A 26,138-nucleotide genomic window follows, 5' to 3' on the forward strand; every position below is an offset into this window, starting at 1 on the left:
GAGGCAAATGCCATGAAGATCGCCAACGAGTTCACCGTCAGCGCCCCGATCGAGCAGGCCTGGGAGGTGCTCAGCGACCTCGAGGAGGTTGCTCCCCTGCTCCCCGGAGCTCAGATGACAGGGCGGGAGGGTGACGACTACCTGGGGAAGGTGAAGGTCAAGGTCGGCCCGGTGACCAGCGAGTTCAAAGGCAAGGCCGCCTTCGTCGAGCGTGACCCGAAGGAGCATCGCGCCGTGATCGATGCCCGCGGGAGGGACTCGCGCGGATCCGGTAACGCGTCCGCGACGATCATCGCCCAGTTGCACGAGGTCGGCGACCGCACCCGCGTCACCGTGGACACCGACATGAAGATCGTCGGCAAACTCGCGCAGTTCGGCAGCGGAATGATCCAGCAGGTGTCGGAGAAACTCATGGGGCAGTTCGCGGAGTCGCTGGAAGCGAAGCTCGCCGGGGGACCCGCCGACCAGCCCACGGCCGAGCCCGAGGCGGCCGGCACCACGAACCTTTCCGTGGCCCGGCCTGCCGCGGAACCGGCGCCGCTAGACCTGCTGGCGCTGTCCGGTGCGGGTGCGTGGAAACGGTACGCCCCGATTCTCGCCGCCCTCCTCGCGGGAATCGTGGTCGTGCTCGTGGTGGGCCGCCGCAGGCGATGAGCGCGTCGGGCGTCCTGCGGGGCGTCGACCTCGCGGCGTTCGCGGTGGCACTCGTCGCCCGATTGCGCTCCCGTGGTGTCGTCGTCTCGGCGAGTGGCCCCGCGGTGTTCGTGCAGGCGCTGCAACTGTCGCCGCCGAGTTCGCGGTCGCGGCTGTACTGGTCGGCGCGTCTGACGCTCGTCAACCGTGTCGACGACCTCGCGCCGTTCGACGCGGTGTTCTCCGCGGTCTTCGAGGACACCGTGCTGTCCGTGGACCCGCATGCGCGGCGATCCGATACGGGACGGGAGCCTGCCCTCGCCGGTGTCCGCCACGGTCGCGACCGGCCCGGTGACGCGCAGGATGTCGAGGGCGTGCCGTGGGTGACACGACCGATGATGACCGGCGGCGACGACAGCGGCGAGAACGACTTTCGCGACGCGCTCACCACCGTGCCGGACACCCTGCCCAGTAGGCTCGTGGCGCGCGCCGACGAGCCCTTCGCCCGATTCGACGCCGGCGACCTCCGGCTCCTCGGATCCTGGCTGGAACAGGCCACCGCCGCGTGGCCGTCCCGCCGCACCCGGCGTCGCGAAGTGCATCGCCGCGGCCGGCGTATCGACCTGCGCGGAACCATGAACCGGTCGAGAGCGACGGGCTGGGAGCCGGTGGTTCTCGTGCGGACTCGTGCCCGGAGCCGTCCGCGGCGCATCGTGATGCTGTGCGACGTGAGCCGGTCGATGCAGCCGTACGCTGCGATCTATCTCCATCTCATGCGCGCGGCGGTGCAACGGCAGACCGCGGGCAGGCCGGAGGTGTTCGCGTTCTCCACGTCGCTGACGCGGCTCACCCCCGTCCTCGCCCACCGCAGCGCCGAGACCGCGGTTCGTAAGGCGAACGACAAGGTGGTCGACAGATTCGGTGGCACCCACATCGCGGGCAGCGTGAGCGAACTGCTGGCGTCCCCGCACGGCAACGCGCTGCGCGGGGCAGTCGTGATCATCGCGTCCGACGGTTGGGACAGCGACGACCCTAAGCGCCTGGCGCATGCCCTCACCAGGGTCCGTCGCCGCGCCCACCGACTGGTGTGGCTCAACCCCCGCGCCGGTGACCCCGACTTCCGACCCCTCGCCGGATCGATGGCGGCCGCGCTGCCGTTCTGCGATGCCTTCCTCCCCGCGCATTCCGTGTCCGCGCTCCGCGACGTGCTGGACGTGATCAGCGGGACGGAATAACGCCTCCACCGAACTCCGACGTCCTCGACATCGCCGTCTTCGGCGACCCATCCCGAGAGGGGCCTCACTGGCAGCGAGCACGCCGAACACGTTCGGGAGTGTCCGATGCCCCACCCCGCCCAACCCGCGGTGTTACCTTGAGCCCTGTGCGTGGTGTTCGGCAATTCTCGCGGCGGCGTTCGGCGCTGCTCGTCGTCACCGAAACCCTCGCGCCCGGCGCGTTCAAAGCCTCGACCGCGGCGGTATCTCCGATGCCCGTGCTCAGAACCACCTGCGTGCTACGGGTGTGACAGGTCGCCGGCTGCCCTCCCCGCGAGAACTGACGCCTCGCCACTCTTGTGACGATCACGGTCAGGGCGCCGCAGGGTGTGTCATTCCCGCCCGTACCCTGCCCTTGGCCCGATAATCGTTCTTGCACCGGTTGATTCGCGTTCCGGTGCACCGTCCGAATGAGGTGCCGTATTGCATTCGAAGACTATTGCCAAACTCGCCGGCGCCACCGCCGCCGCAGGGGTGCTGCTGTCCGGAATCCTGTTTCCGGCCGCAGCCAGCGTCGGCTACCTGTCCAACCGGGCAGCCGACAGCGTCGGAAACAGCTCGGCGGAATTGGCCGACGGGGTGGTGCCCGCGGTGACGACGATGACCGACATCGCCGGCAACCCCATCGCCTGGCTCTACGACCAACGCCGCTTCGAAGTGCCCAGCGACCAGATTTCCAACGACATGAAACTGGCGATCCTCTCCATCGAGGACAAACGGTTCGGCCAGCATCAGGGCGTGGATTGGCAGGGCACGATGCGTGCGTTCTTCACCAACGCCTCGAGCGGCCAGATCGAGCAGGGTGCCTCGACCATCAATCAGCAATACGTGAAGAACTACCTGCTGCACGTCGTCGCCCAGACCGACGCCGAACGCCGCGCGGCGATCGAGACCACTCCGGTCCGCAAAATCCGGGAGATTCGGATGGCCCTGACTCTCGATCAGGAACTCTCCAAGGAGGAAATCCTCACCCGATATCTGAACCTGGTGCCGTTCGGCAACGGCTCCTTCGGGGTGCAGGACGCCGCCCGCACCTACTTCGGCATCGACGCCAAGGACCTGAACCTGGCGCAGTCGGCGATGCTCGCAGGCATGGTGCAGTCCAGTTCGGCGCTCAACCCCTACACCAACCCGGACGGGGTCATCGAACGCCGCAATGTCGTGCTGGACACCCTCATCGTGAACGTGCCGGATCGGGCTGACGAGATCCGCGCCCTGAAGGACACCCCGCTCGTGGTGCTGCCGAAGCCGAACAATCTGCCCCGCGGGTGCATCGCCGCCGGCGACCGCGGATTCTTCTGCGACTACGCGTTGCAGTACCTGCAGAACGCCGGCCTGTCCCGGGAGCAACTCGACAAGGGCGGCTATCTGATCCGTACTACCTTGGATCCTGCCGTGCAGGGATCGGTGAAATCGGCGGTGTCGTCCTACGCCGATGCGAGACTTCCGGATGTTGCGAGCGTGATGAACGTCGTGCAGCCCGGGCAGGACCAGCACCGGGTCCTCGCGATGGCGGGTAGCCGCAACTACGGTCTGGACGCGGCCGCGGCCGAGACTGTGCAGGAGTTGCCCTACTCACTGTCCGGGCACGGTGCCGGATCGGTGTTCAAGGTCTTCACCACCGCCGCCGCGATGGAGAAAGGTTTGCGGCTGAACACGATCCTGGATGTGCCCGGCCGATTCGATGCTCGTGGGATGGGCGACGGCGGTGCCCCCGGATGCCCGGCAGCGACCTACTGCGTGCAGAACGCCGCCCCGTATCCGCGGGCACTGTCGGTCACCGACGCCCTCGCCCAGTCCCCGAACACTGCCTTCGTGAAGCTGATCCAAACCACCGGGGTGGATGCGACAGTGGACATGGCGGTACGGCTGGGCATGCGCTCCTACACCGAACCGGGCACCTCCGGGTTCGGGGACAAGAGCCTGGCCGACATGGTCAAGGATCAAAACCTGGGATCCTTCACCCTGGGCCCGATGTGGATCAATCCGCTCGAGCTGTCGAATGTTGCCGCGACATTGGCCTCGCACGGCAAGTGGTGCCCACCGACCCCGATCGATTCCATCGTCGACCGGCAGGGGCGGCCGGTCCCGCTCACCCAACAGGCGTGCGAGCAGGTCATCGACCCCGGCCTGGCCGACACCCTGTCCAACGCGCTCAGCAAGGACGACCTGCCCGGGGGCACCGCGTCGGCGGCAGCTGCCGGCTCCGGCTGGAAGCTCCCGATGTCCGGCAAGACTGGAACCACCGAGTCGCACATGTCGTCGGCGTTCCTCGGGTACACCAACAACCTGGCTGGCAGCGTCTACGTGTTCGGGGACTCACCCACCCCCGGCCAAATCTGCACCAGCCCGTTGCGCTCGTGCGGTGACGGCAACCTGTTCGGTGGCACCGAACCGGCCCGCACCTGGTTCAAGGCGATGATGCCGATCGTGAACAATTTCGGGCCCACCGTTCTGCCTCCGATCGATCAGCGCTTCGCCCGCTGACCCCCGCGAGAACACGCCCACCAGGAAGGCGGTGCCTCGGGTGGGCGTGTCGGGGTTGTTACGGTGCGCGCGTGGACAAGCCACGGGAACTCAATCACCCCTTTGACCGCTTGAAGCTTGTCCGTTGCGGGTAGTCAGGTTTGGGCGGTTCGCGCCGGGCAGGGCCTGATTTCGGGTACGCCGGGCGGCTACCTCCGAGTCGCCCGGCCCCTACCCAAGATGGGCGATCCGGGTGAAGGGAGTCGACGATGATGACCCGTGTGCCGGTCGCGGCAGCGGTACTGGTGGGCTATTGGTTGGGCCGAGGTCACCGGAAGAAACTGGGAATCCTGCTCGCGGCTGCCGGGGCCGGCCGCCTCGCCGGGGGCCCCAGGAGATGGTTGACCGGGCCGCCAAGTTACTCCGGTCCTCGCCCGAGTTCGCCGAGCTCAGCGAATCGGTGCGTGGCCAACTTCTCGACGCCGTGAAAGTGGCGGCCATGACCGCTACCACCGCCCGAATCGACGCCCTGAACAATCGGCTCCTCTCCGGAGACGATGCGGTACTCGAGACAGCCGAAGAGCTGGTCGAGGATACCGCGGACATGGCCGGAGACGTCACCGGCGACACCGTGAGCACGGTGGGAGACGTCACCGGCGGCGCGCTGGGTTCGCTTGGGCGCAGGAAGCGGCCGAAGGGAGTCGAGCCGGTCGAGCAGGCCGAGGAGCGACCGGCGCGACGGCGGCCCCACAGACGGGGTGCTGAGTAGACCTCGGCAGTGCGAAGGCGAAGACCAAGGGCGCGCTCGACGCCGTAGGAGAGTCGCTCGGTGAGCTGCTCGGCGGATCGGGAACCGAACGCGAACCCGCCTCCCGCCGCAAGCCTCACTGAACTCCGTTGACGACAGTGCCGGCGGCGATGTTGAGTCCGTCTCCCCCGCCGACCGCATCCTGTCCGGCGTCCACATCGGGTGGACCTGCGTGCCGAACCGAGTTGACGTGCGCAAAATGGGTTCACGCTCAAGCATTTCGGATACGTCGAATCCTTTCACCCGCGGACTCGAGCACCCCCTTGGTCTCGGCATCCCGCTCGGCGACGTCATCTGGCAGCGGCCCGCACTGCCGCAACCACCGCCGCGACAACAAGAGCCAGGAGGAGGACTACGAGCAGCACCGGCCCGAGCAGGAGTCCGAGAATGAGAAGAAGAACGATGATGATCTTGGTCTTGCTACTCAGTCGAGACACCAGCGCCTTGGTCGCCGCCCACACCGGACTTTTACCCGTCAGGACGGCGCGAAGTGCTTCGAGTCCCGCTATGACCCCCGCGTTGCCATGTGCGGCGGGGTCGACGAGAGTGTCCCTATATTTCCGGATTCTCTGCTGAATCTTCTGCGTCAGAGTGTCGCCGCGATCCCGCGCCGTGTCCAGAAGCCCGTGAACCGTGTTCTTCAGCCACTCGATAATCGCGTCGGAGAGCGGGCCGTGTTCCGTCCCTCGTGAAGCCGTGTCGAGCGGTCGAATACGGACCGGCGTGGTGGACCGGGAATGCGCTTGTGCGTGGGCCCCGGTGTTTCGGGGGTGCTTCCGAGCCGTCGGCTTCGCGATGCCGGTCTGTTTCCGCGCACGTTCGGTGGAGGCGGTGCTGTCCGGATGTGACCGACGGGGCGCGCCTGCGGACGGTGCGGTGGTATCGGTTCGTGTCGGGCGTGACGTCGAGACCTTCTTCCGTGGAACGCTGCCACGGGACACGGTCGCGGTCTTGGCAGCCGGTTGCCTGGGGGGAAGCGGGCGCCTTCGTGGCAGCCGCCCCGATGCTGCTTCGGAAGGCGCTGGCCTGGATGGACGGGCCACTGCGCCAGGCTGAACCGCCGACGCCTGGCTGCCGCTGCCGGTGGGAGTGCCGCGAGAGCGAGTGCCTGCGCGGTCAGGCCTGGCCGGTGCGGTCCGGCCGTCGACGCTATCTGGTGCACCCATACACCGCAATTACCCTTCGAGGTGATCCTCGAAACCGGATCGGAAAGGGCGAAACGCCTGGCGGTGGGCGGCACCCGACTCTTTCGTCGCCTGGTTCCTCGGCCGTAATGTTCCGCTCCGCATCGCCCCGTGCTCAGTGCAGATCTCGACGTCGAAAACTCCACCAGCCCACTGCCGCGCAGACTACGGAAACGGCAATCGGAACGAGGAAGGGCTCGAGCGCGATCCCCTGCGCAAGCATGTTGCGGCCCCCGTACCAATGCCAGGGCGAAGCGAAGCGCAAGATGTGCAAGCTCTCGCTCGCCGCCGCGACGGCGTTGAGAAGATTGCCCACGACGGCCACGGTCGTGGCCGTGGCGATCGCCACCGACCGGTGGCCCGTCCAGGCGCCGGCAGCAAACGCGATCGCACCATGCATGAGGCCGAAAGCAGTCGCCGCGAACACCGCCGCTACGAGTCCGGGAATCGATACGCCCTCGAGCAGACCGAACGGCGGGGAGAACGCGAGAATGCTTGCAGCGGTGACGATCCCGAGACTGGTTGAGAGCGCGACGACGGCGAAAAATCGTTCGATCAGGACACGTCCGCGGGTCACCGGGTTGGACAGGAGTAGTTCGAGGGTGCCGTCCTCCTCGCTCCCACCGATCGCGTATGCGCCGGCTCCCACGGCGAAGACCAACAGCAGGACGGGCAGGATGAGACCGAACACACGACCCTGCAGGTACCCCGCCGGGGAAGTGATGAGGATCTGGTCGCTCGAGCCGATCAGTGTCTTGAAGGTGTCCGGAAGGTTCTTGACGAGGTTCTCGATGCCGGCCGTGTTCTTGATCGTCGGGTAGAACGCGTTGTTGACCGCCACGTAGGCGGCCACGCCGCCCGACCACCACACCGTTGAACGGCGCCGGTCCTCGAGGAATCGCCCGAAGATCCTCAAGGCTGATCCCGATACAGGTTGAGAAACACGTCCTCGAGGTCGGTTTCGTGCGTGACGATCCGCCGCACCGGCAGCGTCGCGGCGTGCTTCAGGACGTCGGCAATATTACCTTCGATGACGAGCGCGATCACCGCTCCGGACGAGGTGGCGCTCAGGACACCCGGGAGTTTCTCGAACGGCTCGGCATTAGCCTCGCAGGCAAGGTAGAGGTCGATGTGCTGGCGGGCTTGGCGCTGGAGATCGTCGATTGCGGCGACCGTGACGAGCGTGCCCTTCTTCAAGATCGCGACGCGGTCAGCGAGCGCTTCCACCTCGGGCAGGACGTGTGAGGACAGGAAAACGGTGGTGCCGTCGCGTTTCACGTCACCGATCAGTTGGTGGAATTCGTGTTGCAGCAGTGGGTCGAGACCGGCCGTGGGTTCGTCAAGGATCAACAGTTCCGGCCGATGCATGAAGGCCTGCACGATTGCGGTCTTCCGGCGGTTGCCCGTGGAGAGCTGTCCGATCGGCCGCATTGGATTGAGGTCGAAACGTTCGAGGAGCTCGTGGGCATAGGTCATGTCGATGCCACCGCGTAGCCGGCCGTAAAATGCGATCAGGTCTGCCGTCGTGTATTTGGGATCGAATCGGAGCTCGCCGGGGATGTAGCCGAGCCGACGGCGGATCGCCGGGTCGGCGCCGCTGCCGCCGAGCACGGTATAGGTTCCGGCGGACGGACGGATGAAGTCGAACAGCATGCGGATCGTCGTGCTCTTCCCCGACCCATTGGGGCCGAGATAGCCGAAGACCTCCCCCCGATGGACATCGAGGTCGAGCGCGTCGACGGCGACGAGATCACTGAAGCATTTCGACAATCCGCGCATTTCGATGACGCAGTCGACCGCCCCCTGCTGCCGGACCGACGGTGTCGTGGCCTTCATGGTGGTGTCACCATCACCACACCGATGAGCGGCGCGACGATTTCCGGCACCGGACGTGATGGGAAATCCGATCACGAGAAGAACCTTACCTACTCGCTTTCGTACTCGTACACCAACGGATATCTCAGCCCATCAGTCAGGCGCATCGGCCGTCCGGCAGGAGTGCAAAGGCAGCCGTGTGGATTCCGTGCAGGCCCCTCGCCCCATGCTGATACCAAAAGCGGACGATGTGTCTAACCTCGAAGAATGCGCGCCACCGCCATCGTTCTCGGCCTCCTGACGTTCGCGGCGCTCACTTCCTGCGGCGGGGATGCGCCAACTTCGGCCCCGGACCCGGCGGGTCGCACCTTCGTCTCCACCTCCGTCGAGGGCGATCCCATTCCCGGCGGTGGGCCGCTCGTGATGGGCTTCAAAGACCCCGGACGCCTCTCCGTCGATGCCGGATGCAATCAAGGCAGCGCCGACATCGACCTGTCCGGCGGGAAGATGGTGGCAGGTCCGCTCGCGATGACCCTCATGGCGTGTCCGGGAGAGGCCGCCGGCGCAGACGCTTGGGTGGCGGCACTACTGGACGCGCAGCCGAGCTGGACCCTCGGCGGCGACACCCTCAGGCTCACCACGCCCACGGTGTCGGTAACTTTGACAGACGAGAAGATCGTCCGGCCGGATCGGCCTCTCGTCGGGACCACATGGACGGTCACCGCACTGATCAGCCCGGACGCGGTCACGACGACAGCGGCGTTGGAGCAAACGGCACCGCAGTTGCTGATCGCCGGCGACGGTTCCGCGTCCGGTTTCACCGGCTGCAACCGCATGACCGGGACCGCAGACGTGCGGCGGAGTTCGATCGTGTTCGGGCCCTGGGCGACCACCCGAATGGCGTGCCCCCCGGACGTATCGGAGGTCGAACGTGCCGTACTCGCGGCGTTGACGGGCGAGACCAGTTACAGCGTCCATTCGGACTCGCTGCGACTGGTCGACGCCGACGGAAACGGGCTGCAAATGCGGGCGAGCTAGGTGTTGTTCCCAGGCGCCTGGGCCACCCCGGAGATGACCGCGTACGTCAACGAGGACCACCTCCAGCGGATCATCGCCGACGACCCCGCCCGGGTACCACGCTAGATGCGAACCTGCACGTCAGCACGCCGACTAGCGCGGGAGCCTGCGCTGTCCCCGCGTGCGGTGGTCACCTTCGCGATCAATCCCTCCAATCTCGATGCCCTTGACAACGTCGCCAGCGGAACTGCTCGCACACCTCGACAAGATCCGCAGCGACGGCTTCACCGTGTCGGTCAGCGAACAGCTATTTGGCATCGCCTCCGTCTCCGCACCCGTCGGAGCCGCCGACGGCACCCGCGTCGCCGTCCTCGGCGTTACCGGGCCAGCCGACGCACTCAACGACACCCAGATCGCTCGCCTGATCCCCGAAGTCCGTCGTGCCAACCACTCTCGGCATACGCGACCCGTCGCCGGCTAGCAGGAGTTCTCTTCCGGCCGATGCCATCGCCCTCGGCCACCCCATCGGCATGTCTGGCGCCCGGATCACACTGCACCTCGCCCTCGAACTGCAGCGCCGCGGCGGCGGCACCGGGGCCGTCGCGCTCCGCGGAGGCGGCGGGCAGGGCGACGCCCTCATCCTGCGAGTTCCTCAGGCGTAGGCGCGCCGTTCCGTCGGAGCGCCAGGTCATCCACCGGCCGGACGGCGCCAGCACCCGCGGCACCACGAGATACACGCGGCGGGCCCAACAAGGCCATCAGTGTCATGCTCAGCGTAACGAGCGGAGAAGGCGGCGACGCCCAGACCGCAGACCAACTGTTCGCGACGCCGTCGGGTCGGGATCGGGACGCCCGGCGAGCCGAGTTCATCGTGATGACCGTCGAGGCGGCGACGCGCGCCGCCGAACTCGAGCGGCTCAACGCAACGGGATGAATCGCGGCAGCTTCCCGGTGCTCTGATGACGCTGAAGACGCTCGACGACACGGATCTGGATCTCCGGTTTGCTCAGCCCGTGCCGGCGCAGCGCGGCGATCACCGACACGGTCAGCCGGTCCACGTCGGGGGTACCGACGGCGAGGATCTCCGCACCGGCGGCGGTCTGCCTGACCTGGTATTCGGAGACGCGAGGATCCGTGCCGAGGACGTGCCGGAAGACACTCGCGGGGATCGTGCACGTCGGGTAGCGGAAATCGTCGTCGCGCCGCCCGCCGATGTCGGCGAGCCGCGCGAATGCGCTGCCGCACGGGCATTTTCCGGGTAGCCACGTGACCTGATCGCCGAGGTCGTAGCGGATGAACGGAAACGTGCGGTTGGCGAGACCGGTGGCCAGCGTGCGGGCGGCGGGCATGTCGGCAGCGACCGGCGTCCCGTCGTCGTCGACACGTTCGAGAACGACCTCGTCCTCGCACAGGTGCAGTCCCTCACCGTGCCCGCACCCCACCGCCTGCACCCCGATCTCGGTCGATCCCCACAGGTTGTGCACGGGAATGTTCCACGCCTGCCGAATCGCCTCGCGATCCTCCTCGAGCAGCGGTTCGGAATTGGTGCTCACCCGCACCGGGCTGATCTGCAGATCGCCCACCGCCGCCGCGCGGGCAAGGCGACCGATCACCGTCGCGTAGCCGACGAGGTGCGTGGGCCGCGCGGCCGCCACGGCGGCGACGACCTCGTCGAACGGTGCGCCCGCCGGGATCACGACCGTGCTCATCTCCGGTGCGGTCGGCACATCGAACAGCGGTGTGCTGGCATGCGGTGGGCCGCCCGCAGCCAGTACGGCCAGGCGCGCACCCGACGCCGGCGACGACCCGCGCCGCTCCTCCCGCGCCTGCATCCGCCAGGCCAGGGAGGCGGCGGAGACGAAGAAGCCCCAATCCCATACGTACACGCCGCGCACGCCGCTCGACCCGCCGGAGCTGAAGATCTGCTGGTCGCCTCGAGTGTACGAAAACCATTGCTGCCCAGCCAGTGTTCTCTCGGCTCGCGTGCGGTCGAGGTCGGCGACCGTGACGATGGCGTCCCATTCGTCCTGCGCGTCGCGCTTCGTCATCATCGGCAACCGCGCCAGGTCGGCGACCGTTGCCGACGAAGGATCGAGACCAGGCAATCGGCGCGCGTGAAAAGGCGACCGTTCGACGGCGTAACCCAGGAAGGCCCGCAGCCGCTGGTCGCGGTACCGATCGATCTGCTCCCGCGTCCAATCCAGGCGCTCGACGTGGTCCTCTAGCGCCGCCTGCACCCCGTGGAGATGGGCGGCACGCATGCGCTCGTACGCCGTGCGCGCAGCGTCCACCGATTCATCCTCGGAGACCGATCCCACCATCGGCGTTCCTTCCGCCCGGTGCCGTGCCCAGCGCCGGTCACATCGACCATCGCACGCGGGCGGAACTCGGCGCGTAACAATTCGTCGTCGAAATCGGACGTGCGTGTGAAAAACCGGAACGTTCCACGCGGCGATCGGTGGCCAATACCCGAGACGAGTTGGCCGCGGTCCGCGCCCGCGGCGCAAGGGTGGCGGGCCATTGAAGCTCAGCGCGGATCAGATCGAACTCACTCAACACCTCTACGACGCAGGCGAGCACACCGTCGTCCAGGTCGCGGGCACGCTGAAGGTGCCGCGCACCACGGTCTATGGGCATCCGAACAAACGGCGGAAGGACAGCGCACCGGTCGCGCAGCAGAGACGCCGTGGTCGCCGATCCACCTGTCCGCCCATCTCGGACGTGCCCGACATGCGGATATGAGCCGACCACTCGCGCCGAGGCGGCGCACCAACGTGACCTCCTCGCGGTGACGTCGCTATATATTCGCCCCCTATCTACGCAGTGCCACTTTTGTTTTCGCATCTCCCAATTCCGGCAAGGGAGATACTCGAACGCTAGTGCGGCGCCGTCACATTGCACCCCCGTTGGGGTCGCCCGATATCCCCGCACCAACCACCGGTCTAGCTCCCCGGTGCTCGACAAACTTCGAACGTGTCAAATCGTTCCTGCCCCGGTGACCGAGAACGCCAACCCTGCGGCAGGATGCAGTGGTCCGGGAGTAAGGCCGCAGCCCGTTGCTCCTGGCTCTAGGCTCCTCAGAGTGCGAGCAGCCGCTGGAAAAACTCGCGGTACCGCTTAAGCGCGAGACGAAGATCCTCCGTCGAACCCTCTTCGCCCCGAGCCCACTGCTCCTCGAGCCGCGAACGGGACTCCGAGAATCCGGTGGTAATCCGATCGACGACGTCCGACACGAGACCATCAGCCTTCTGAACACACTCTCTGGGATCATCGACGAAGCCCGCCTGAACCTCGTCCCAACGCGAGCGGAGGACCGACAACTCGTCCTCACCAAAAAGTGTCTGATCAGACGCTGATTCGGTCTCCTCAACAGATGGTTGGCGGCCGGGCTCATCAGTCGAGCGCTGGTCCTCAACCGGAGAACGAGAGGCGTCCGTGGACCGCTGGTCCTCAACCGGAGAACTGGAGGGGTCCGTGGACCGATGGGTGCTCGCGGCTGCTGGGCCGGGAGTCTCGGTCGACGATTCGGTTGTTTCTGCCCGCGGCGAGGTTCCTTCACCCGAAGTGCCGGGCGCCGTCGTCGGTGATTCAACCCGTCCGGTCGTGCTGGCGCTCTCGGGTTGCTGATCTGGGGTGGTCATGCGCGCGTCTCCTTAGGCTTGTCTTTGTTCTCATCCGTCTCGAGCAACTGCTCGAATAGCGCTCGATAGTGCACGAACGCCTCACGCTGATCCTCTGTACCGACGTCGCCCTGCTCCTGCGCCAGATAAATGCTGTGCGCCCTTCGGTAGTTCTCGACGACCTTCGGGTGATCCACCGAAATGTCGGCCGCCCGCTGATCGAAGTCGTCGATCGGGTAACCACGCTCGCGCATGACCTGGATCACGAGCCGGTCTGCCGCCCCGACCGCACTGGACGGATTGTCGACGAACTCGATCTGCACCGTCCGCCACGAGTCGGCGTACTTCGCCCGCGCCTCGGGCGGCAACGAGACGATATCGAGCTTCTCCCGCTTTCGTTCGCGCGCGGCGAGCTCGTCCTCCGCGGCATCGAGGTTGCCGACCTCGCCCACAGTCCGCTCGTACTCGGGACCAAACCGTCCCCTCAGCCGTTCCGTCCGCTGACGGCTGCTGACCAAGCGCGCAACGATGACGGCCACCACGGCAATCACGACGATAACCGCGATCAAAATCCATCCCCAAACAGGCATTCCTCAGACCTCCTCGTCCCTCGAACGGGATACCCGCGCGGCTTGTTCGGAAACGCAAGTGTGCTGCACATCCTGCCGAATCGGGCGACCACCCTGACGGGCCTGGGACATACGGTTGCTCCGAAGGGTCCAGCGCTGCCGGCCGTCCTGGTGCGCGAAATAGTCGCTCCGCGCACGGGACGGTCGACACCGCCGAAAACGCTGGCCGACCTTGCGGTGGCCCCGGCGTCGGTGGTTGCAAGTCGGTCGTCGTAAGGCACACGATGGAGGACGATGATCGACGTCATTCCGCCCATCGAGGCACCGACGCGTACCGGCTTCTCCCCAGCTCACCGATGACCGCTGTCAGGTCGGCGACCAGCGCATCGATGCCGTAGTCCCCGTCCGGTGCCCGTTAGCTCTCTCCGTGCCCGTCCGGCACGGGTCAGCACTTCCACGAGCGGCCGCACGGCGTGGGGCCGCGGAGCGGCCGCTATCGAGTATCGAGCAGTTCTTTGATGTGCGCGACGTGCTCGGAGTTCATCGGCGGCACTCCGAGCTCCTCTGCGCCGGGTCGCAATCCCGCGATCATCACGGCCAGGATTCTCCGCCACCCCGTGTCGGTGACGCCTCGGGTTGTCGCGACGACACCGCGTAGGGACCACAGGATCAACTCCAGGTCCGCGTCGGTGGCATCCTCGCGGATGCGGCCGTGCCGCTTGGCCTGCGCCAGCAACTCGATCAGGATCTGACGATATTCATTCTTGAGAAGGGTGGTCTCGTCGTCGTTCCACATACGCGACAGGCATCCGCGGTTCGACGCCAGGATGGCACCGCTGCCGTAGAGCAGCTGCTCCAGACCCCCGCCGTCCGGCGCGGAACGGGCATCCCGGGCCAGGGCCACGAAGTCTTCGAGCACCTGGCGAACCAGTTCACTGATCAACGCATCCTTGGTGGGGAACCGGCGGTAAAGGGTGCCGACGCCGACGCCGGCGACCCGGGCGATCTCGTCGACACCCACATCCAAGCCGCGCGCACTGAACACGGTCGCTGCCGCATCGAGGAGCCGTTGCCGATTCTCCGCGGCGTCGCGGCGCAGCGCCTTGCCGCTTCCCTGAACGCTCACATCGGACCTCATTCGGATTCGTCGCCCACGAGCGTGCCTCCGGCGATCATCGCGAGCTCCGGGTGTCGCAATTCGGGCGACCGCTCGAGATTTGTGGTCGTGTTCCGCTGCATTGCCGGGATGAACAGGGCCGCGACGGCGCCGAGACCAACTGCGACACCCAGCATGATGAATCCGTGGATGTAACCGGATTCCTGCGGAACCCCCGACGAGGACGCCCCGGCAGTGACAACGGTGGCCATGCACGCCGCCCCCAGTGCGCCGCCGATCGTGCGGATGTTCGCGTTCATGCCGCTCGCGACACCGGTCTGTTCCGGTGGCACCGCGGCGACGACAACATTCGACATCGCCGAGAAGGCCAGACCGAAACCGATGCCGACCAACGACATGGCGAGGTAGATTTCCACTTCCGTCTCGTGCACAAGCGCCACCACGAAGTACCCGACCGCACTGACGATCGACCCCGCGATCAACAGGTTTTTCGAACCCAGTCGCGCCGCCAGGCGACCGGAGGCGAGTCCGAGCACGAACATGCCCACGCTCACCGGCAGCAGCATCAGACCCGACTCGGTAACCGACGCACCGAAGCCGTAACCTGCCGACGGCGGTGTCTGCAGAAACTGCGGCAGGAAGCCGAACGCGGCGTACATGCCGACCCCCATCAGCAGGGCCAACAAGTTGGCGGCCCACACGCTGCGGATCCGCATCATCTTCATGTCGATCAGCGGGTTCGCCGACCGCGATTCCACCGTCACCCAGAGCGCCACGAGTACCGCGGCGGCCACCAGCAGCCCGATGACGATCGGAGAACCCCAACCCGATGCGGGTGCCTGACTCACCCCGAGCAGCAACGCGACCAGCCACCCGGACAGCAGCAGCGCGGTGAGCCAGTTGATCTTCCCGGCGGTGCGAACACGGGATTCAGGGACCAGGATCTGCGCGGCCAACCCCGCCAGCACGACCATGATCAGCGGAATCCAGAACAGCCAGTGGTAACCCAGCACGGTCACGATGGGACCGGCGAGGACGATGCCGAGACCGGCGCCGACAGCGGTGAGTGCGGCGATCATGCCAACCGCTCCCACCACCTTCTCCTCCGGGAACTCGTCACGGATGATGCCGAAGGCCAACGGCAACACCCCGCCTCCGATTCCCTGGATCACCCGAGCGGCGATCATCACCGGCAGCGACGTGGCCAGCGCCGCGAGCACAGACCCCACCGCCAGCGCAACGAGGGCAACCACGAACACCCGCTTCTTACCGTGCATGTCACCGAGGCGTCCCATGACCGGGGTGAAGATCGACGCCGACAACAGGTAGGCAGTCAACACCCACGTGATATCGGCCTGTGTCGTGCCCAGCGCCGACTCGAGGGTCGGCAACACCGGCATCACCAGCGACTGCAGCAGGGCAAAGGCACCGACACCAACAGTCAGCACCGCAAACGTCAGCTGATAAGACGCCCGCCGTGAAGCGGTTTCCATAGATTCTCCCTACAGCAAGCGGAGCGCTCACTCCGCATACAGGAGAATTTAGCAGCCCTAATCGATTCTCGCCTGTTTTCCCAGGACGTGAGCTGCCGCCTTGGACTCGCGGTCAGTGGCCTGGCGCTTGTAGCCAGGGCGGCCTCCCACACCGGGCGGTGGCACAACGTTCCGCTCGCCCACTCACGACCCGACGACCCGGGCGAGCCCCATAATGGTCAACCCGGACGGGCAACCCCGTGCAGGAACTTCAGGCAAAGGTTTGCGTATTTATCGGAGTCCGGAAGCTAGAGCGAGACACCAGTAGGTCCAGCGGCTCCGTGCGCTGCGGACGCCATATTTGACCGATTGGTTGGCAGCACTTGGTCGCGCTCTATCTCGCCGTAATTATCACCATGTGTGCGATATCGAGCATCTCCTTGATAGCGGTGAGCTTGAACTCGAGGTCGGCCGCGCTCGCGTCCGGGCGACCGTTCCTCCGCATCGATTGCCAACCAGCTTTCCTGGTCGACAACCTCGGGGCGGCGCTCGTGGACCGATGTGGCCAGAGCCTCTCCGTCACGAACTTCGGGTGCGGTAGCCGTCCCGCGACCATGCGTCGATCAACGCTGCCACCGTGTCGTGGGCGCATTGCTTGTTTGTTAGTGTCGATCACGCCCGACGGCCCGCGTTTGACCCATCCTGTGGTGTGCAAGCCTGGAATCGTCGACGCAGTGTTCGGGGTGCTTTTCCATAGCGACCGCGGATCACAGTACACCGCAGCGTCTTTCGTCGACGTACACCATCGCCAGAAGATCAATCCGAGTCGAGACGGGTGGGCTCGAGTTACGACATTGCTCTCGCCGCGTCGTTCTTCCCCGGACTCGAGAGGGAATGGTTGCACGGACGCACCTGGACGTCGAAGTCGCAGGCACGGACGGAGCTGTTCGACTCTGGTACCACGACCGGCGTCGCCGTCACTCCGCGCTCGGCGGCCACCAAGACCCTCCACGCTGGCGCGTCCGGTTACTCAGCTGCCGGTGTCGGCGGCTCCTTCGGCTGATCGAGGACGCTGACGGTGACGCCGTAGGGAAGGAAGCGCACCGATCGCCGCGGATCGGTGTTGTGCTTGTGGGCGCGGAGGGCGTCGAGTTCGGTGGCGTACACCTCCTCGACGCGGGCGACGCCGCCGTCGTCGACGCTGTAGATTGCCCACACGCCGTCGCCGGTGTCGCCGGTCGTTTCCGGCCGGGGTTCGGGACGCTTCGTTCTGGCGGCAATGTCGGCGAACAGGCCTGTCCAGGGAATCTGGGCGTCCGCCTCGACGAAGTGAACGATCTTGTCCTTGAAGCCGCGCAGCTCCTCACTCGCTTCCCGAATCACGCGGTCGAGGTCGTCGGGGTCGAATCCGAACGGTCTCTCGTTGGCCATAGCGGTCTCCTGACGGTTCGCCCCACCCAACGTCCTCGGGTGGGGTACCTCTTCCAGTGTGGGCACTGATCGACATCGGCGCCACCTCCACCACGGCGGCCGGTGTGATGCGCCCGCCGTGCGGTCCCCTAGCGCTCGACCAGTGCGGCCAGCTGCGCGATCACGGTGCCCCACCCGTCGGCGAAACCCATTTCCTCGTGCATGTTCCGGTCGGCATTGTTCTTGTGCATTACATGGGCCACGTATTCGGTGCCCTTCGGATGGTCGGCGAGGGTGATGATCGCGCTCATGAACGGGTTTTCTGCGGGTCGCCATCCACCGACGAGGGAGTTGGTGAAGACGATCCGCTCGAGATGGTCGACCGCGAGGAAGCATCCGTTGATGTGGCGCGCGAATTCACCGCCGTCCTCGCTGATCTGGGTGGTGAACGCCCCGCCCGGGCGAAGGTCCATCTCCAGAACGCGACACTTGGCGGGAGCCGGCACCCACCATTGCTCGAAGCTGGCGGGGTCCGTCCAGGCATTCCAGACAGCCGACCTCGGCGCCTCGATGATGCGCGATATCGTCAGGTCCAGCTCATGTATCAGTGACGGATTCATTCCGATTGCCCTTTTCTCGAGTAGTGACGAACTGCGCGAGCCGGTCGGTGCGGCCCTCCCACAGGGCGCGTTGTTCCGCCAGCCACGCCTGAGCGGTTATCATCGACTCCTCCTCCAGCACGCAGGTGCGAACGCGCCCTTGCTTACGGGTCTGAATCCACCCACTGTCCTCGAGGAACCGGATGTGTTTCATGAACGACGGCAATGCCATGTCGAACGGTTTCGCCAATTCGCCGACGCTCGCCGGCCCTTCACCGAGTCGGGTCAACACTGCCCTGCGGGTGGGGTCGGCGAGTGCCTGGAAAATGCCGTCCAATTGCTCCGAATACTGAGCCATAAGGCAAAGTATCACCGGCTGAACACTTAGGTCAAGGGCTAACTAATTGGCCGGGTTCAGTCCTCGAGTTGCAGCGGTAACTCCGCGGTCACCCGCCAGCTTCCGTCGGTCTGCCGACCCGCCTCGAGGGTGCCGTGCAGCACGGCCACCCGTTCCCGCATCCCGAGCAACCCGTTGCCCGAGCCGAGTGTGAATTTTTCGGTTGCGTTGCCGTTGTCGGTGATCTCGACGAGCACGTCGACTTCACGGCGGCGAACCCTGACCTTGGCCCGGGGACGCTCCCCCGCGTGGCGCAACACATTGGTCAACGACTCCTGCACCAACCGGTGAATGCCCAGGCTGACGGCGGGGCTGATGTCGTCCAGTTCCCCGGTCAGTTCGAGTTCGACCGGCAAACCAGCGCTGCGCATCATGTCGACCACCCGGGCGAGACCAGCGGTCCCGTGCTGGGGCATGTCGTCGACGGCGGGTTCGGTCCGCAGCAGCGACACCGTGCGCCGCAGTTCCGCAAGCGCCTCCCGCCCGGTGCTCGCAATGTTGGTCAGCGCCTGTTTCGCGACCGCCGGATTTTTCGTCATCGCATACGACGCGCCATCCGCCTGAACGATCATCACACTCACGGCATGTGCCACCACGTCGTGCAATTCCCGGGCGATGCGCGTGCGCTCCGCGGCTACCGCGTCCTCGGCACGGCGGTCGCGGTCGTAGTCGGCGACCGCCAGCCGCGCCGCCACTTCCTCGTCGTAGGCCCGGCGGGCACCCAAAAATTCCGCGGTGATCCAGGACAGCGCGTAGATCAGCGCGGAATACAGACCGATCTCGATCACCCGCTGGTCGAGCAACCAGATGGAGAGAGCGGAGTCGACGACCAGCCCGACCGCGTAGACGGCCGCCGTCTGCCGGTCGACATACGCAACAAGGGTGTAGAGGGCGACGGCGAGTGCGAGGAGGGCGGGATGCTCGGCGTCGACGTCACCGAGCGAATAACTGACGAAGGTGACGGTGATGGAGACCAGCAGGATGGCGCCGGCAGCCGCACGCGGATAGCGGCGGCGCCACACGATCGGCACGCACACCAGAAAACCCATGAACAACTGCACCCACGGCGGCCGGTCGTCGGACGCCGCGAACGCGAACACCTCGAGCGTGAACAGAATCGCCGCCAGCATGGAGTCCGCAACCGTCGGCTTGCCTCGCAGCCACAGACTGAACCTTCGCATGACCACAGCGTAGGTAGTGCGAGCCCAGCAGGTGAGCACGTGCCACCGCCAGGGCACCCCCTCACGTCCTGGATGATTGCCGGACTTCCGTCCCGGGTACTGCCCGAAGAATGGATGCCAACGGCGGCGAGAGTGACCAATCCGTCGATTGTGATGATCATCGGCGGCGGCAACGCCGGACTCAGCGCGGCAGGGCGGCTGATCCGCCGCGGCATCACCGACGTCGCAGTGGTGGAGCCGCAGCGCGTGCACACCTACCGCCCGCTGCTGTCCTACGTCGGCGGCGGACAGGCACCCCTGCGGAGCGCAGAACGCACCCACCGATCGGTGACGCCGCACCGGTGCACCTGACTCCAGGACACGGCCCTGGTCGTCGACGCGGCGACGAAGACCGTGCGGTGCGCATCCGGACGGACCTACGGGTACACCGACCTGGTGCTGGGGCCCGGCCTGGTGCCGGACACCGACGCCCTGCCGGGTATCGACGCGGCACTGCACACTTCCGCGGTGGCGAGCAACTATGTGGACCGCGCCGAGGAGACGTGGAAGCTGGTGCAGGCGATGCCGGCCGGAGGGCACGCGGTGTTCACCGTGCCGCGTCCACTGGTCAGCTGCACCGGAACCACTGTCAAACCGCTGTTCCTGGCAGCCGCGCACTGGAAGCACACCGGACGGCTGCCGGGTGTCGACATCACGCTGGTCATCGACCGCCCCCAGCTATTGGGTGTTCCGGACCTCGACGCCCGGCTCCTGAACCATCTCCGCGACCTCGGCGTTCGCGTGCTGCACGGCACCACGGTCACCGAGCTGAAACCGGACGAGCGCGCGATCACCGTGACCGACTCCGACGGGACACCCCAGCACCTGTCGTACGACATGCTCCACCTGGTGCCGCCCTTCCGGGGCCCGCGCTGGCTCGAGACGTCGAACCTGACCGGGGACGATCCGCACGGACTCGTCGACATCGATCCGAACACCTTCCGGCATCGCGCGCACCGAACGTCTGGGCGGCGGGAGACAGAGCCGCCGTCGACACCGACCCGTCCGGTGGTGCTCTGCGACAGCAGATTTCGATTCTGGTGGACAATCTGCTCGCTACCAGGCAGAGAGGAGCCCTCACCGACACATCGTGTCGCTCAACTCCTTCAGCACTGAGTCCCCAAGGCCGAACCCAGTAGCTGTGCGGTCGCTGCGCCCGAACGCAGGGAGGTACCGTGCCCACTCCTACTATGGTGAGCCGTGTCCCGACGATCGCTGGTCCGCAGAAGTTTGCCCACTCCGTCCGCGGCGGCGACTCGGCAGTGACCGCCAGCGATTGGGGCCTGCTGCTGATCGCCGCGACAGCCGCTGGTTGGGTCGATGCCGTGGTCGGCGGCGGCGGGTTGATCCTCATCCCGGCGCTGTTCCTCGTCGCCCCGCACCTGACGCCCCAGGTCGCGTTGGGCACGAACAAACTGACCGCGGTGACCGGCACCTTCGCGGCCGTCGTGACCTTCGCACGGCGTGTCCGGATGGCGTGGCGGCTATTGATCCCCGCAGGTCTCCTTGCTGCGGCGACGTCCGCGCTCGGCGCAGCAACGGTGACCCGCATCGACAAGGACGTCTTCATCCCGCTGATCATGGTCGTTCTCGTCGGTGTCGCCGTGTTCGTGACCGCACGGCCGCAACTCGGCATCACCCTGGCGAAAGATCCGCCGACGCAGCGGAAGATGGTCGCCGTGGTACTGCTTGCCGGCGGGTTGCTCGGGTTCTACGACGGGCTGTTCGGCCCCGGCACCGGAACCTTCCTCATCATCACCTTTGCGACGTTCCTCGGCACCGAGTTCGTGCGCAGCGCCGCGATGGCGAAGGTGATCAATCTCGGTTCCAACCTCGGTGCGCTGGCGTTCTTCGCGGCCAGTGGAAACGTGTTGTGGGCGCTGGGCCTCGGCATGGCGGTGTGCAATGTGCTGGGCGCGGTCGTCGGTTCGCGCATGGCGTTGAGCAAGGGTGCCGGATTCGTCCGAATCACACTGCTGGTGGTGGTCATCGGCATGGTGCTGCGGCTGGGTTGGCAACAGTTCGGCTGAGTTTCCGACTACGGTGGTCCCCGTGACGGCTCCACGACAGGTTGATCCGGAATTCCTCGCCCTCCCTCTGCGTGTGCTGGCGGACGCCGCACTCGGCGCCGCGCGCGCGGCCGGCGCCTCCCACGCAGATCTGCGGGTTCACCGACTGACCAGCCAGTCCCTTCGGCTGCGCGACGGCAAGGTTCAGGCGGCGGTCGACACCAACGAGGTGGGCTTCGCGGTCCGCGTGGTGGTGGAGGGCACATGGGGGTTCGCCTCCCACGCCGAGCTCACCGCGGCCACCGCCGCGGCAACGGCCGAACAGGCGGTCGCGGTGGCCAGGGCGTTGCGCGGACTGAACCGGGAACACGTCGAACTCGCCGACGAACCGGTGTACGCCGAGGCGCAGTGGGTGTCGGAGTACGAGGTGGACCCGTTCGAAGTGCCGACCGCAGAGAAGATTTCGCTGCTCGGCGAGTACTCCCACCGTTTGCTCGCGACCGACGGTGTCGACCATGTCACCGCCGAGTGCCTGCAGGTGAAAGAACAGACGTTCTACGCCGACCTCGCCGGCTCCTCCATCGTGCAGCAGCGGGTTCGCCTGCACCCACAACTCGAGGCCACCACCGTGGACCAGTCGGCAGGGGTGTTCGAGACCATGCGCACGCTCGCGCCCCCGGTCGGCCGCGGCTGGGAATACCTCCGATCCGACAAGACGTGGAACTGGACCACCGAACTCGCCGAACTCCCGGAACTACTGGCCGAGAAGGTGAAAGCTCCGACCGTGGTGGCCGGACCCACCGACCTGGTGATCGACCCGAGCAACCTGTGGTTGACGATCCACGAATCCATCGGGCACGCCACCGAATACGACCGGGCGATCGGGTACGAAGCCGCATACGCGGGCACCTCGTTCGCCACACCCGACAAGCTCGGCACCCTGCGGTACGGGACCCCGATCATGCACGTCACCGCGGACCGGACGGAACCCCACGGCCTGGCCACCGTCGGATACGACGACGAGGGCGTCGGAACGCAGTCCTGGGACCTGGTGGCGGACGGTGTGCTGGTGGGCTATCAACTCGACCGGGCGTTCGCGCCACGACTGGGCCTCGACCGGTCCAACGGGTGCTCCTACGCCGACTCACCCCATCACGTGCCCATTCAGCGCATGGCCAACGTGTCGCTGCAGCCCGACCCGGACACCGATCGCAGCACCACAGACCTCATCTCCGGCGTGGAGAACGGGATCTACATCGTCGGCGACAAGTCCTGGTCGATCGACATGCAACGGTACAACTTCCAGTTCACCGGCCAGCGGTTCTACCGCATCCGCGGGGGCAGGATCGACGGGCAGGTACGCGACGTCGCGTATCAGGCGACGACCACCGACTTCTGGGGGTCGCTGGAGGCCCTCGGGGGACGTTCCACCTGGCAACTGGGCGGCGCGTTCAACTGCGGCAAGGCGCAACCCGGTCAGGTCGCGGCTGTCAGCCACGGCTGCCCGTCCGCGTTGTTCCGCGGCGTCAACGTACTGAACACCCGGACGGAAGGTGCCCGATGATAGCCCCACAGCAACTCGTCGAGCAGGTCCTCGCCCGCGCCACGGTGGACGACACCATCGTCCTCGTCACCGACGCCAGCGAGGCCGCCCTGCGGTGGGCCGGCAACTCGATGACCACCAACGGCCTCTCGACGTCACGCAGCTGGACGGTGGTCTCCATCGTCCGGGACGGTGACGAGGCGAAGGTCGGGATCGTCACCTCCGCCTCCGTGGACGCCGCGGACATCGACGGCGTCGTCCGTTCGGCCGAATCTGCCGCTCGTGCAGCCGGTCCCGCCTCCGACGCGATGCCGCTCCTCGCCGCGACCGACACCGACCCGCAGTGGGAGGAGACGGCCGCCGTCACCGAGATCGGCGCGTTCGAGCAACTCGCCCAGGACCTCGCGATGAGCTTCGACGGCACCGATCAGCTCTACGGCTTCGCCCATCACCAACTGCACACCACCTGGCTCGGGACCTCCACCGGAATCCGGCGCCGATTCGTCCAGCCCACCGGGTCTGTCGAGATCAATGCCAAACGCGGCGACGCCAGCGCGTGGGTGGGCACGAGCACCAAGGACTTCACCGACGTCCCCGGCACGAAGATGCTCGAGGAGTTGTCCACTCGCCTCGACTGGGCAAGCACCCGGGTGGAGCTACCCGCCGGCCGCTACGAAACCCTTCTTCCGCCGTCGGCCGTGGCAGATCTGATGATCTATCTCATGTGGACCATGGAGGGCAGGGCCGCGGAAGAAGGACACTCCGCGCTGTCGGCGCCCGGCGGCACCCGAATCGGCGAACGCCTCTCCGCGCTCCCTCTCACTCTCACCTCCGATCCCGCCGCACTGGGCCTGGAATACGCCCCGTTCGTCGCGACCCGATCCTCCTCCGAATCGGTGTCGGTGTTCGACAACGGCTTGGACGCCGGCCGCGTCGACTGGGTACGGGAGGGCTCGGTCCATGCACTCGCCTATCCGCGTGCGGCGGCCCGGGAGTTCGGCGCCGAGGTCACCGTGCCCGGGGACAACCTGATCCTCGACGCCGGCGGTTCGCTGTCGCTCGATCAGATGGTGGCCGAGACCGAACGCGGGCTGCTGCTGACCACCCTGTGGTACATCCGCGAGGTCGACCCGGCGACCCTGTTACTGACGGGGCTGACCCGCGACGGTGTCTACCTCGTCGAGAACGGGAAGGTGACGGGTGCCGTGAACAACTTCCGATTCAACGAAAGCCCCCTCGATCTGCTCCGAAGGGTCTCCCAGGCCGGGGCCACCGAGCGCACGCTGCCGCGGGAATGGAAGGACTGGTTCACCCGAACAGCCATGCCGCCGTTGCGGATTCCCGACTTCCACATGTCCTCGGTGAGTCAGGCATCATAGTTCAGGCGTTTCCCGACGCGACCGTCCATTCACCGCTCTGCAAGCGGGCGTTGGCCTCCGGCCCCATCAGGAGCATTCCGCCGTCCACCACATAGGACGACCCGGTGACATAACTCGCCTCGGGTGACGCGAGGAACGACACGACGGCGGCCACTTCCCGCGCGTCGCCGGGACGACGCCCGGGGACGCCCGGCCGGTCCTTCGCACGGGGCTCCTCGTCCGTCTGTCCCGTCATGGGCGTAGATATTTCGCCGGGCGCCACGGAATTGGCCGTGATTCCGTACTGCGCCAGTTCGAGCGCCAGTACCTTCGTCAACCCGCCCAGCCCCGCTTTCGACGCGCAGTACGGGGCCGCCCCGAACTTGGGTGCGTGCTCGTGGACACTGGTGATGTTGATGATGCGGCCGCCGCGCCCAGCATCGATCATGTGCCGGACGGCGCGCTGCGTGCACAGGAAAGCGCCGTCCAGGTTGACCGACACACCTCGCGCCACGTCGCGAAATCCATCTCCATGACCGGCACCGCGGTACCCGTGCCGGAACAGTTCACCAGCACGTCGACGCCGCCGAGATCGGCGGCGAGTTCGTCGATGACGGCACTGGAGTTCGGCAGGTCGGTCAGGTCGAGGTGGCGGACGTACGCGTCGGCACCGTTGTCGCGGACCACCCGGGCTGTGTTCTTTGCGCCGTCCCGGTCGGTGTGATAGGTGATACCGACGTTCACCCCTGCTGCCGCGAGGGCCACCGCCACTGCGCGACCTATTCCTGAATCGGAGCCGGTGACGACCGCGGTGCGTGGGAAATCCATGTCGTGTCGGTACCCGCGGCGACGCACACCGAAACGGCGCCGCATCTTACTGGACAAATGTCCAGATGACATCAGGTGCCCGTATGCGCTATAAAGGTCCAGGCGTCCCGTTTATGACATTTCTCACTCACCGAGGAAGTGGCGAGGGACGTCACATTTCGGTCTCCAGAGAAAGGGACCACAACTCAGGTGACTTTGCCGCGTATTCGGCGTGCGCCGAGTTATGTCCTTTGCACTCTGCCCAGGAGGTTGTATGCACTCCAGTGCCCTCGATCGCGACACGCTGCCCCCCGAGTCGCGCCGATCGATCGTCGCAGCGAAAGCCGACTTCGGGAATGTTGCCCTTGCGAGCTTCGTGTGCCTTGTCTCCGGTGTGGGCAGCGGCGTCCTTACCGACTCGCTGCTGGTGGGAGCGTCCGTGGGGCTGATTGTCCTTCTGGCGACCGCCCTGTCCGTTGCCGCTGTATGAGCACTCCACTCCGTCTGCGTCCTTCAACGGAACCCACCACCTCGAAGGCCCCGCCCGGCCCCGGCGAAATCCTCGCCGCGGCGAAGCGCATTCTCATCGCCAGCCGCGGGTATGGCGACGCCGAAGCATTCGAGGAACTGCTGGATGTTTCCCGGCATCACCACGTGAGCGTGCAACGCGCCGCACGAATGCTGGTCGTACTGACCGATCGGCGACAGGCGGCGCCGCTGCCCGCCGGATCGACTGCAATGGCGTTCGGCGACTGGGCCACCTCCCTCTCGCCGTCGGGTCGCCCACCTGCTCCGTCGGTGCCGACTGCGTGACGGGACC

At 66.4% G+C, this 26,138-nt stretch carries 29 protein-coding genes and 3 pseudogenes; 18 read left to right on the top strand and 14 right to left on the bottom strand.

Features of this window, described 5'->3' with window-relative positions; genetic code table 11:
- Nucleotides 1-12 precede the first annotated feature (12 nt).
- The 5 genes and pseudogenes from HYG77_RS01595 to HYG77_RS39400 all read left to right on the top strand — a co-directional run.
- Nucleotides 13-654: an SRPBCC family protein gene (locus HYG77_RS01595; protein ID WP_109329652.1), complete on the top strand. Its 642-nt coding sequence runs from the start codon at nt 13-15 to the stop codon at nt 652-654.
- Nucleotides 651-1,868 (top strand): VWA domain-containing protein, encoded by a 1,218-nt coding sequence (locus HYG77_RS01600; protein ID WP_208961688.1) that lies wholly within the window; start codon nt 651-653, stop codon nt 1,866-1,868. The genes HYG77_RS01595 and HYG77_RS01600 overlap by 4 nt, the downstream gene beginning before the upstream one ends.
- Before the next feature lie 462 nt (nt 1,869-2,330).
- Nucleotides 2,331-4,394, top strand: coding sequence for a transglycosylase domain-containing protein (locus HYG77_RS01605; RefSeq protein WP_208961689.1), 2,064 nt, complete (start codon nt 2,331-2,333; stop codon nt 4,392-4,394).
- A 376-nt stretch (nt 4,395-4,770) separates the two neighbouring features.
- Entirely contained in the window at nt 4,771-5,142 is a 372-nt protein-coding gene (locus tag HYG77_RS01610; RefSeq protein ID WP_244373412.1) for a hypothetical protein, read from the top strand.
- A 5-nt stretch (nt 5,143-5,147) separates the two neighbouring features.
- A pseudogene (locus HYG77_RS39400) lies at nt 5,148-5,264 on the top strand (gas vesicle protein); the annotation flags it as partial.
- Between the two features lie 207 nt (nt 5,265-5,471).
- Here HYG77_RS39400 and HYG77_RS39405 read toward each other — a convergent pair.
- The 3 genes from HYG77_RS39405 to HYG77_RS01625 form a co-directional block, all read right to left on the bottom strand.
- Complete coding sequence (locus HYG77_RS39405) at nt 5,472-6,122, bottom strand: hypothetical protein (protein ID WP_244373414.1); 651 nt, start codon at nt 6,120-6,122, stop codon at nt 5,472-5,474.
- 358 nt (nt 6,123-6,480) lie between these two features.
- Nucleotides 6,481-7,281 carry an ABC transporter permease subunit gene (locus tag HYG77_RS01620; RefSeq protein WP_230990176.1) on the bottom strand — a complete coding sequence of 267 codons (801 nt, stop codon included), beginning with the start codon at nt 7,279-7,281 and terminating at the stop codon, nt 6,481-6,483.
- Nucleotides 7,278-8,201: an ABC transporter ATP-binding protein gene (locus HYG77_RS01625; RefSeq protein ID WP_208961690.1), complete on the bottom strand. Its 924-nt coding sequence runs from the start codon at nt 8,199-8,201 to the stop codon at nt 7,278-7,280. The genes HYG77_RS01620 and HYG77_RS01625 overlap by 4 nt, the downstream gene beginning before the upstream one ends.
- A gap of 246 nt (nt 8,202-8,447) precedes the next feature.
- On the opposite strand from HYG77_RS01625, the gene HYG77_RS01630 reads away from it, so the two are divergent.
- The 4 genes and pseudogenes from HYG77_RS01630 (at nt 8,448) to HYG77_RS01645 (ending at nt 10,131) form a co-directional block, all read left to right on the top strand.
- Nucleotides 8,448-9,218, top strand: a complete 771-nt coding sequence (locus HYG77_RS01630) for an META domain-containing protein (RefSeq protein ID WP_208961691.1) — start codon at nt 8,448-8,450, stop codon at nt 9,216-9,218.
- A gap of 205 nt (nt 9,219-9,423) precedes the next feature.
- A complete protein-coding gene (locus HYG77_RS01635) occupies nt 9,424-9,678 on the top strand; it encodes an IclR family transcriptional regulator C-terminal domain-containing protein (protein WP_244373416.1) in 255 nt (84 codons plus the stop codon).
- 22 nt (nt 9,679-9,700) lie between these two features.
- Nucleotides 9,701-9,859, top strand: a pseudogene (locus HYG77_RS01640) (acetyl-CoA C-acyltransferase); the annotation flags it as partial.
- A 104-nt stretch (nt 9,860-9,963) separates the two neighbouring features.
- Nucleotides 9,964-10,131, top strand: a complete 168-nt coding sequence (locus HYG77_RS01645) for a hypothetical protein (protein ID WP_208961693.1) — start codon at nt 9,964-9,966, stop codon at nt 10,129-10,131.
- Here the strand turns inward: HYG77_RS01645 and HYG77_RS01650 are convergent.
- Nucleotides 10,115-11,518 carry a phenylacetate--CoA ligase family protein gene (locus HYG77_RS01650; RefSeq protein WP_208961694.1) on the bottom strand — a complete coding sequence of 468 codons (1,404 nt, stop codon included), beginning with the start codon at nt 11,516-11,518 and terminating at the stop codon, nt 10,115-10,117. The two genes, HYG77_RS01645 and HYG77_RS01650, sit on opposite strands and share 17 nt — an antisense overlap.
- Nucleotides 11,519-11,717: 199 nt before the next feature.
- Between HYG77_RS01650 and HYG77_RS39410 the strand changes: the two genes are divergently transcribed.
- A complete protein-coding gene (locus HYG77_RS39410) occupies nt 11,718-11,939 on the top strand; it encodes a hypothetical protein (RefSeq protein ID WP_244373418.1) in 222 nt (73 codons plus the stop codon).
- Between the two features lie 335 nt (nt 11,940-12,274).
- Here HYG77_RS39410 and HYG77_RS39415 read toward each other — a convergent pair whose 3' ends face one another.
- The 4 genes from HYG77_RS39415 to HYG77_RS01670 all read right to left on the bottom strand — a co-directional run bounded on the left by HYG77_RS39415 (nt 12,275) and on the right by HYG77_RS01670 (nt 15,996).
- Nucleotides 12,275-12,838, bottom strand: a complete 564-nt coding sequence (locus HYG77_RS39415) for a hypothetical protein (RefSeq protein WP_109329640.1) — start codon at nt 12,836-12,838, stop codon at nt 12,275-12,277.
- Nucleotides 12,835-13,407 (bottom strand): hypothetical protein, encoded by a 573-nt coding sequence (locus tag HYG77_RS01660; RefSeq protein WP_109329638.1) that lies wholly within the window; start codon nt 13,405-13,407, stop codon nt 12,835-12,837. The genes HYG77_RS39415 and HYG77_RS01660 overlap by 4 nt, the downstream gene beginning before the upstream one ends.
- Nucleotides 13,408-13,879: 472 nt before the next feature.
- Nucleotides 13,880-14,524 (bottom strand): TetR/AcrR family transcriptional regulator, encoded by a 645-nt coding sequence (locus HYG77_RS01665; RefSeq protein ID WP_208961695.1) that lies wholly within the window; start codon nt 14,522-14,524, stop codon nt 13,880-13,882.
- Nucleotides 14,521-15,996 (bottom strand): MFS transporter, encoded by a 1,476-nt coding sequence (locus HYG77_RS01670; protein WP_208961696.1) that lies wholly within the window; start codon nt 15,994-15,996, stop codon nt 14,521-14,523. Before HYG77_RS01670 ends, HYG77_RS01665 begins: the two co-directional genes overlap by 4 nt.
- Before the next feature lie 715 nt (nt 15,997-16,711).
- Here HYG77_RS01670 and HYG77_RS01675 point away from each other — a divergent pair.
- Nucleotides 16,712-17,010 (top strand): annotated as a pseudogene (locus HYG77_RS01675) (IS3 family transposase); the annotation flags it as partial.
- Here HYG77_RS01675 and HYG77_RS01680 read toward each other — a convergent pair.
- The 4 genes from HYG77_RS01680 to HYG77_RS01695 all read right to left on the bottom strand — a co-directional run bounded on the left by HYG77_RS01680 (nt 17,002) and on the right by HYG77_RS01695 (nt 19,562).
- Complete coding sequence (locus tag HYG77_RS01680; RefSeq protein WP_109329632.1) at nt 17,002-17,406, bottom strand: hypothetical protein; 405 nt, start codon at nt 17,404-17,406, stop codon at nt 17,002-17,004. The pseudogene HYG77_RS01675 and the gene HYG77_RS01680 overlap by 9 nt on opposite strands.
- Before the next feature lie 128 nt (nt 17,407-17,534).
- Nucleotides 17,535-18,005, bottom strand: a complete 471-nt coding sequence (locus HYG77_RS01685; protein WP_208961697.1) for an SRPBCC family protein — start codon at nt 18,003-18,005, stop codon at nt 17,535-17,537.
- Nucleotides 17,983-18,342 (bottom strand): metalloregulator ArsR/SmtB family transcription factor, encoded by a 360-nt coding sequence (locus HYG77_RS01690; protein WP_208961698.1) that lies wholly within the window; start codon nt 18,340-18,342, stop codon nt 17,983-17,985. Before HYG77_RS01690 ends, HYG77_RS01685 begins: the two co-directional genes overlap by 23 nt.
- 56 nt (nt 18,343-18,398) lie before the next feature.
- Nucleotides 18,399-19,562, bottom strand: coding sequence for a histidine kinase (locus tag HYG77_RS01695; RefSeq protein ID WP_159922101.1), 1,164 nt, complete (start codon nt 19,560-19,562; stop codon nt 18,399-18,401).
- A gap of 39 nt (nt 19,563-19,601) precedes the next feature.
- Between HYG77_RS01695 and HYG77_RS39420 the strand changes: the two genes are divergently transcribed.
- The 5 genes from HYG77_RS39420 (at nt 19,602) to HYG77_RS01715 (ending at nt 24,532) form a co-directional block, all read left to right on the top strand.
- The gene (locus HYG77_RS39420; RefSeq protein WP_244373420.1) at nt 19,602-19,913 is read left to right on the top strand and encodes an FAD-binding protein; all 312 of its coding nucleotides are present in this window, start codon (nt 19,602-19,604) and stop codon (nt 19,911-19,913) included.
- 42 nt (nt 19,914-19,955) lie between these two features.
- Nucleotides 19,956-20,717, top strand: a complete 762-nt coding sequence (locus HYG77_RS01700) for an NAD-binding protein (RefSeq protein WP_244373422.1) — start codon at nt 19,956-19,958, stop codon at nt 20,715-20,717.
- Nucleotides 20,718-20,863: 146 nt separating this feature from the next.
- Nucleotides 20,864-21,631, top strand: coding sequence for a TSUP family transporter (locus HYG77_RS01705; RefSeq protein WP_109335072.1), 768 nt, complete (start codon nt 20,864-20,866; stop codon nt 21,629-21,631).
- Between the two features lie 22 nt (nt 21,632-21,653).
- Nucleotides 21,654-23,174 carry a TldD/PmbA family protein gene (locus tag HYG77_RS01710; protein ID WP_208961699.1) on the top strand — a complete coding sequence of 507 codons (1,521 nt, stop codon included), beginning with the start codon at nt 21,654-21,656 and terminating at the stop codon, nt 23,172-23,174.
- Nucleotides 23,171-24,532, top strand: a complete 1,362-nt coding sequence (locus HYG77_RS01715; protein WP_208961700.1) for a metallopeptidase TldD-related protein — start codon at nt 23,171-23,173, stop codon at nt 24,530-24,532. Before HYG77_RS01710 ends, HYG77_RS01715 begins: the two co-directional genes overlap by 4 nt.
- Before the next feature lies 1 nt (nt 24,533).
- On the opposite strand, the gene HYG77_RS40900 is transcribed toward HYG77_RS01715, so the two are convergent.
- Both HYG77_RS40900 and HYG77_RS40905 read right to left on the bottom strand, forming a co-directional pair.
- Nucleotides 24,534-25,025, bottom strand: coding sequence for an SDR family oxidoreductase (locus HYG77_RS40900; protein ID WP_348273572.1), 492 nt, complete (start codon nt 25,023-25,025; stop codon nt 24,534-24,536).
- Nucleotides 24,956-25,339, bottom strand: a complete 384-nt coding sequence (locus HYG77_RS40905) for an SDR family NAD(P)-dependent oxidoreductase (protein WP_348273573.1) — start codon at nt 25,337-25,339, stop codon at nt 24,956-24,958. The genes HYG77_RS40900 and HYG77_RS40905 overlap by 70 nt, the downstream gene beginning before the upstream one ends.
- A 253-nt stretch (nt 25,340-25,592) precedes the next feature.
- Between HYG77_RS40905 and HYG77_RS01725 the strand changes: the two genes are divergently transcribed.
- Together HYG77_RS01725 and HYG77_RS01730 are read left to right on the top strand one after the other, a co-directional pair.
- Nucleotides 25,593-25,808, top strand: coding sequence for a hypothetical protein (locus HYG77_RS01725; RefSeq protein ID WP_109329622.1), 216 nt, complete (start codon nt 25,593-25,595; stop codon nt 25,806-25,808).
- Entirely contained in the window at nt 25,805-26,131 is a 327-nt protein-coding gene (locus HYG77_RS01730; protein WP_109329621.1) for an ANTAR domain-containing protein, read from the top strand. The genes HYG77_RS01725 and HYG77_RS01730 overlap by 4 nt, the downstream gene beginning before the upstream one ends.
- Nucleotides 26,132-26,138: the final 7 nt, after the last annotated feature.

It is taken from the genome of Rhodococcus sp. ZPP (assembly GCF_017656075.1).
Taxonomy (GTDB): Bacteria; Actinomycetota; Actinomycetes; order Mycobacteriales; family Mycobacteriaceae; genus Rhodococcus_F; species Rhodococcus_F oxybenzonivorans.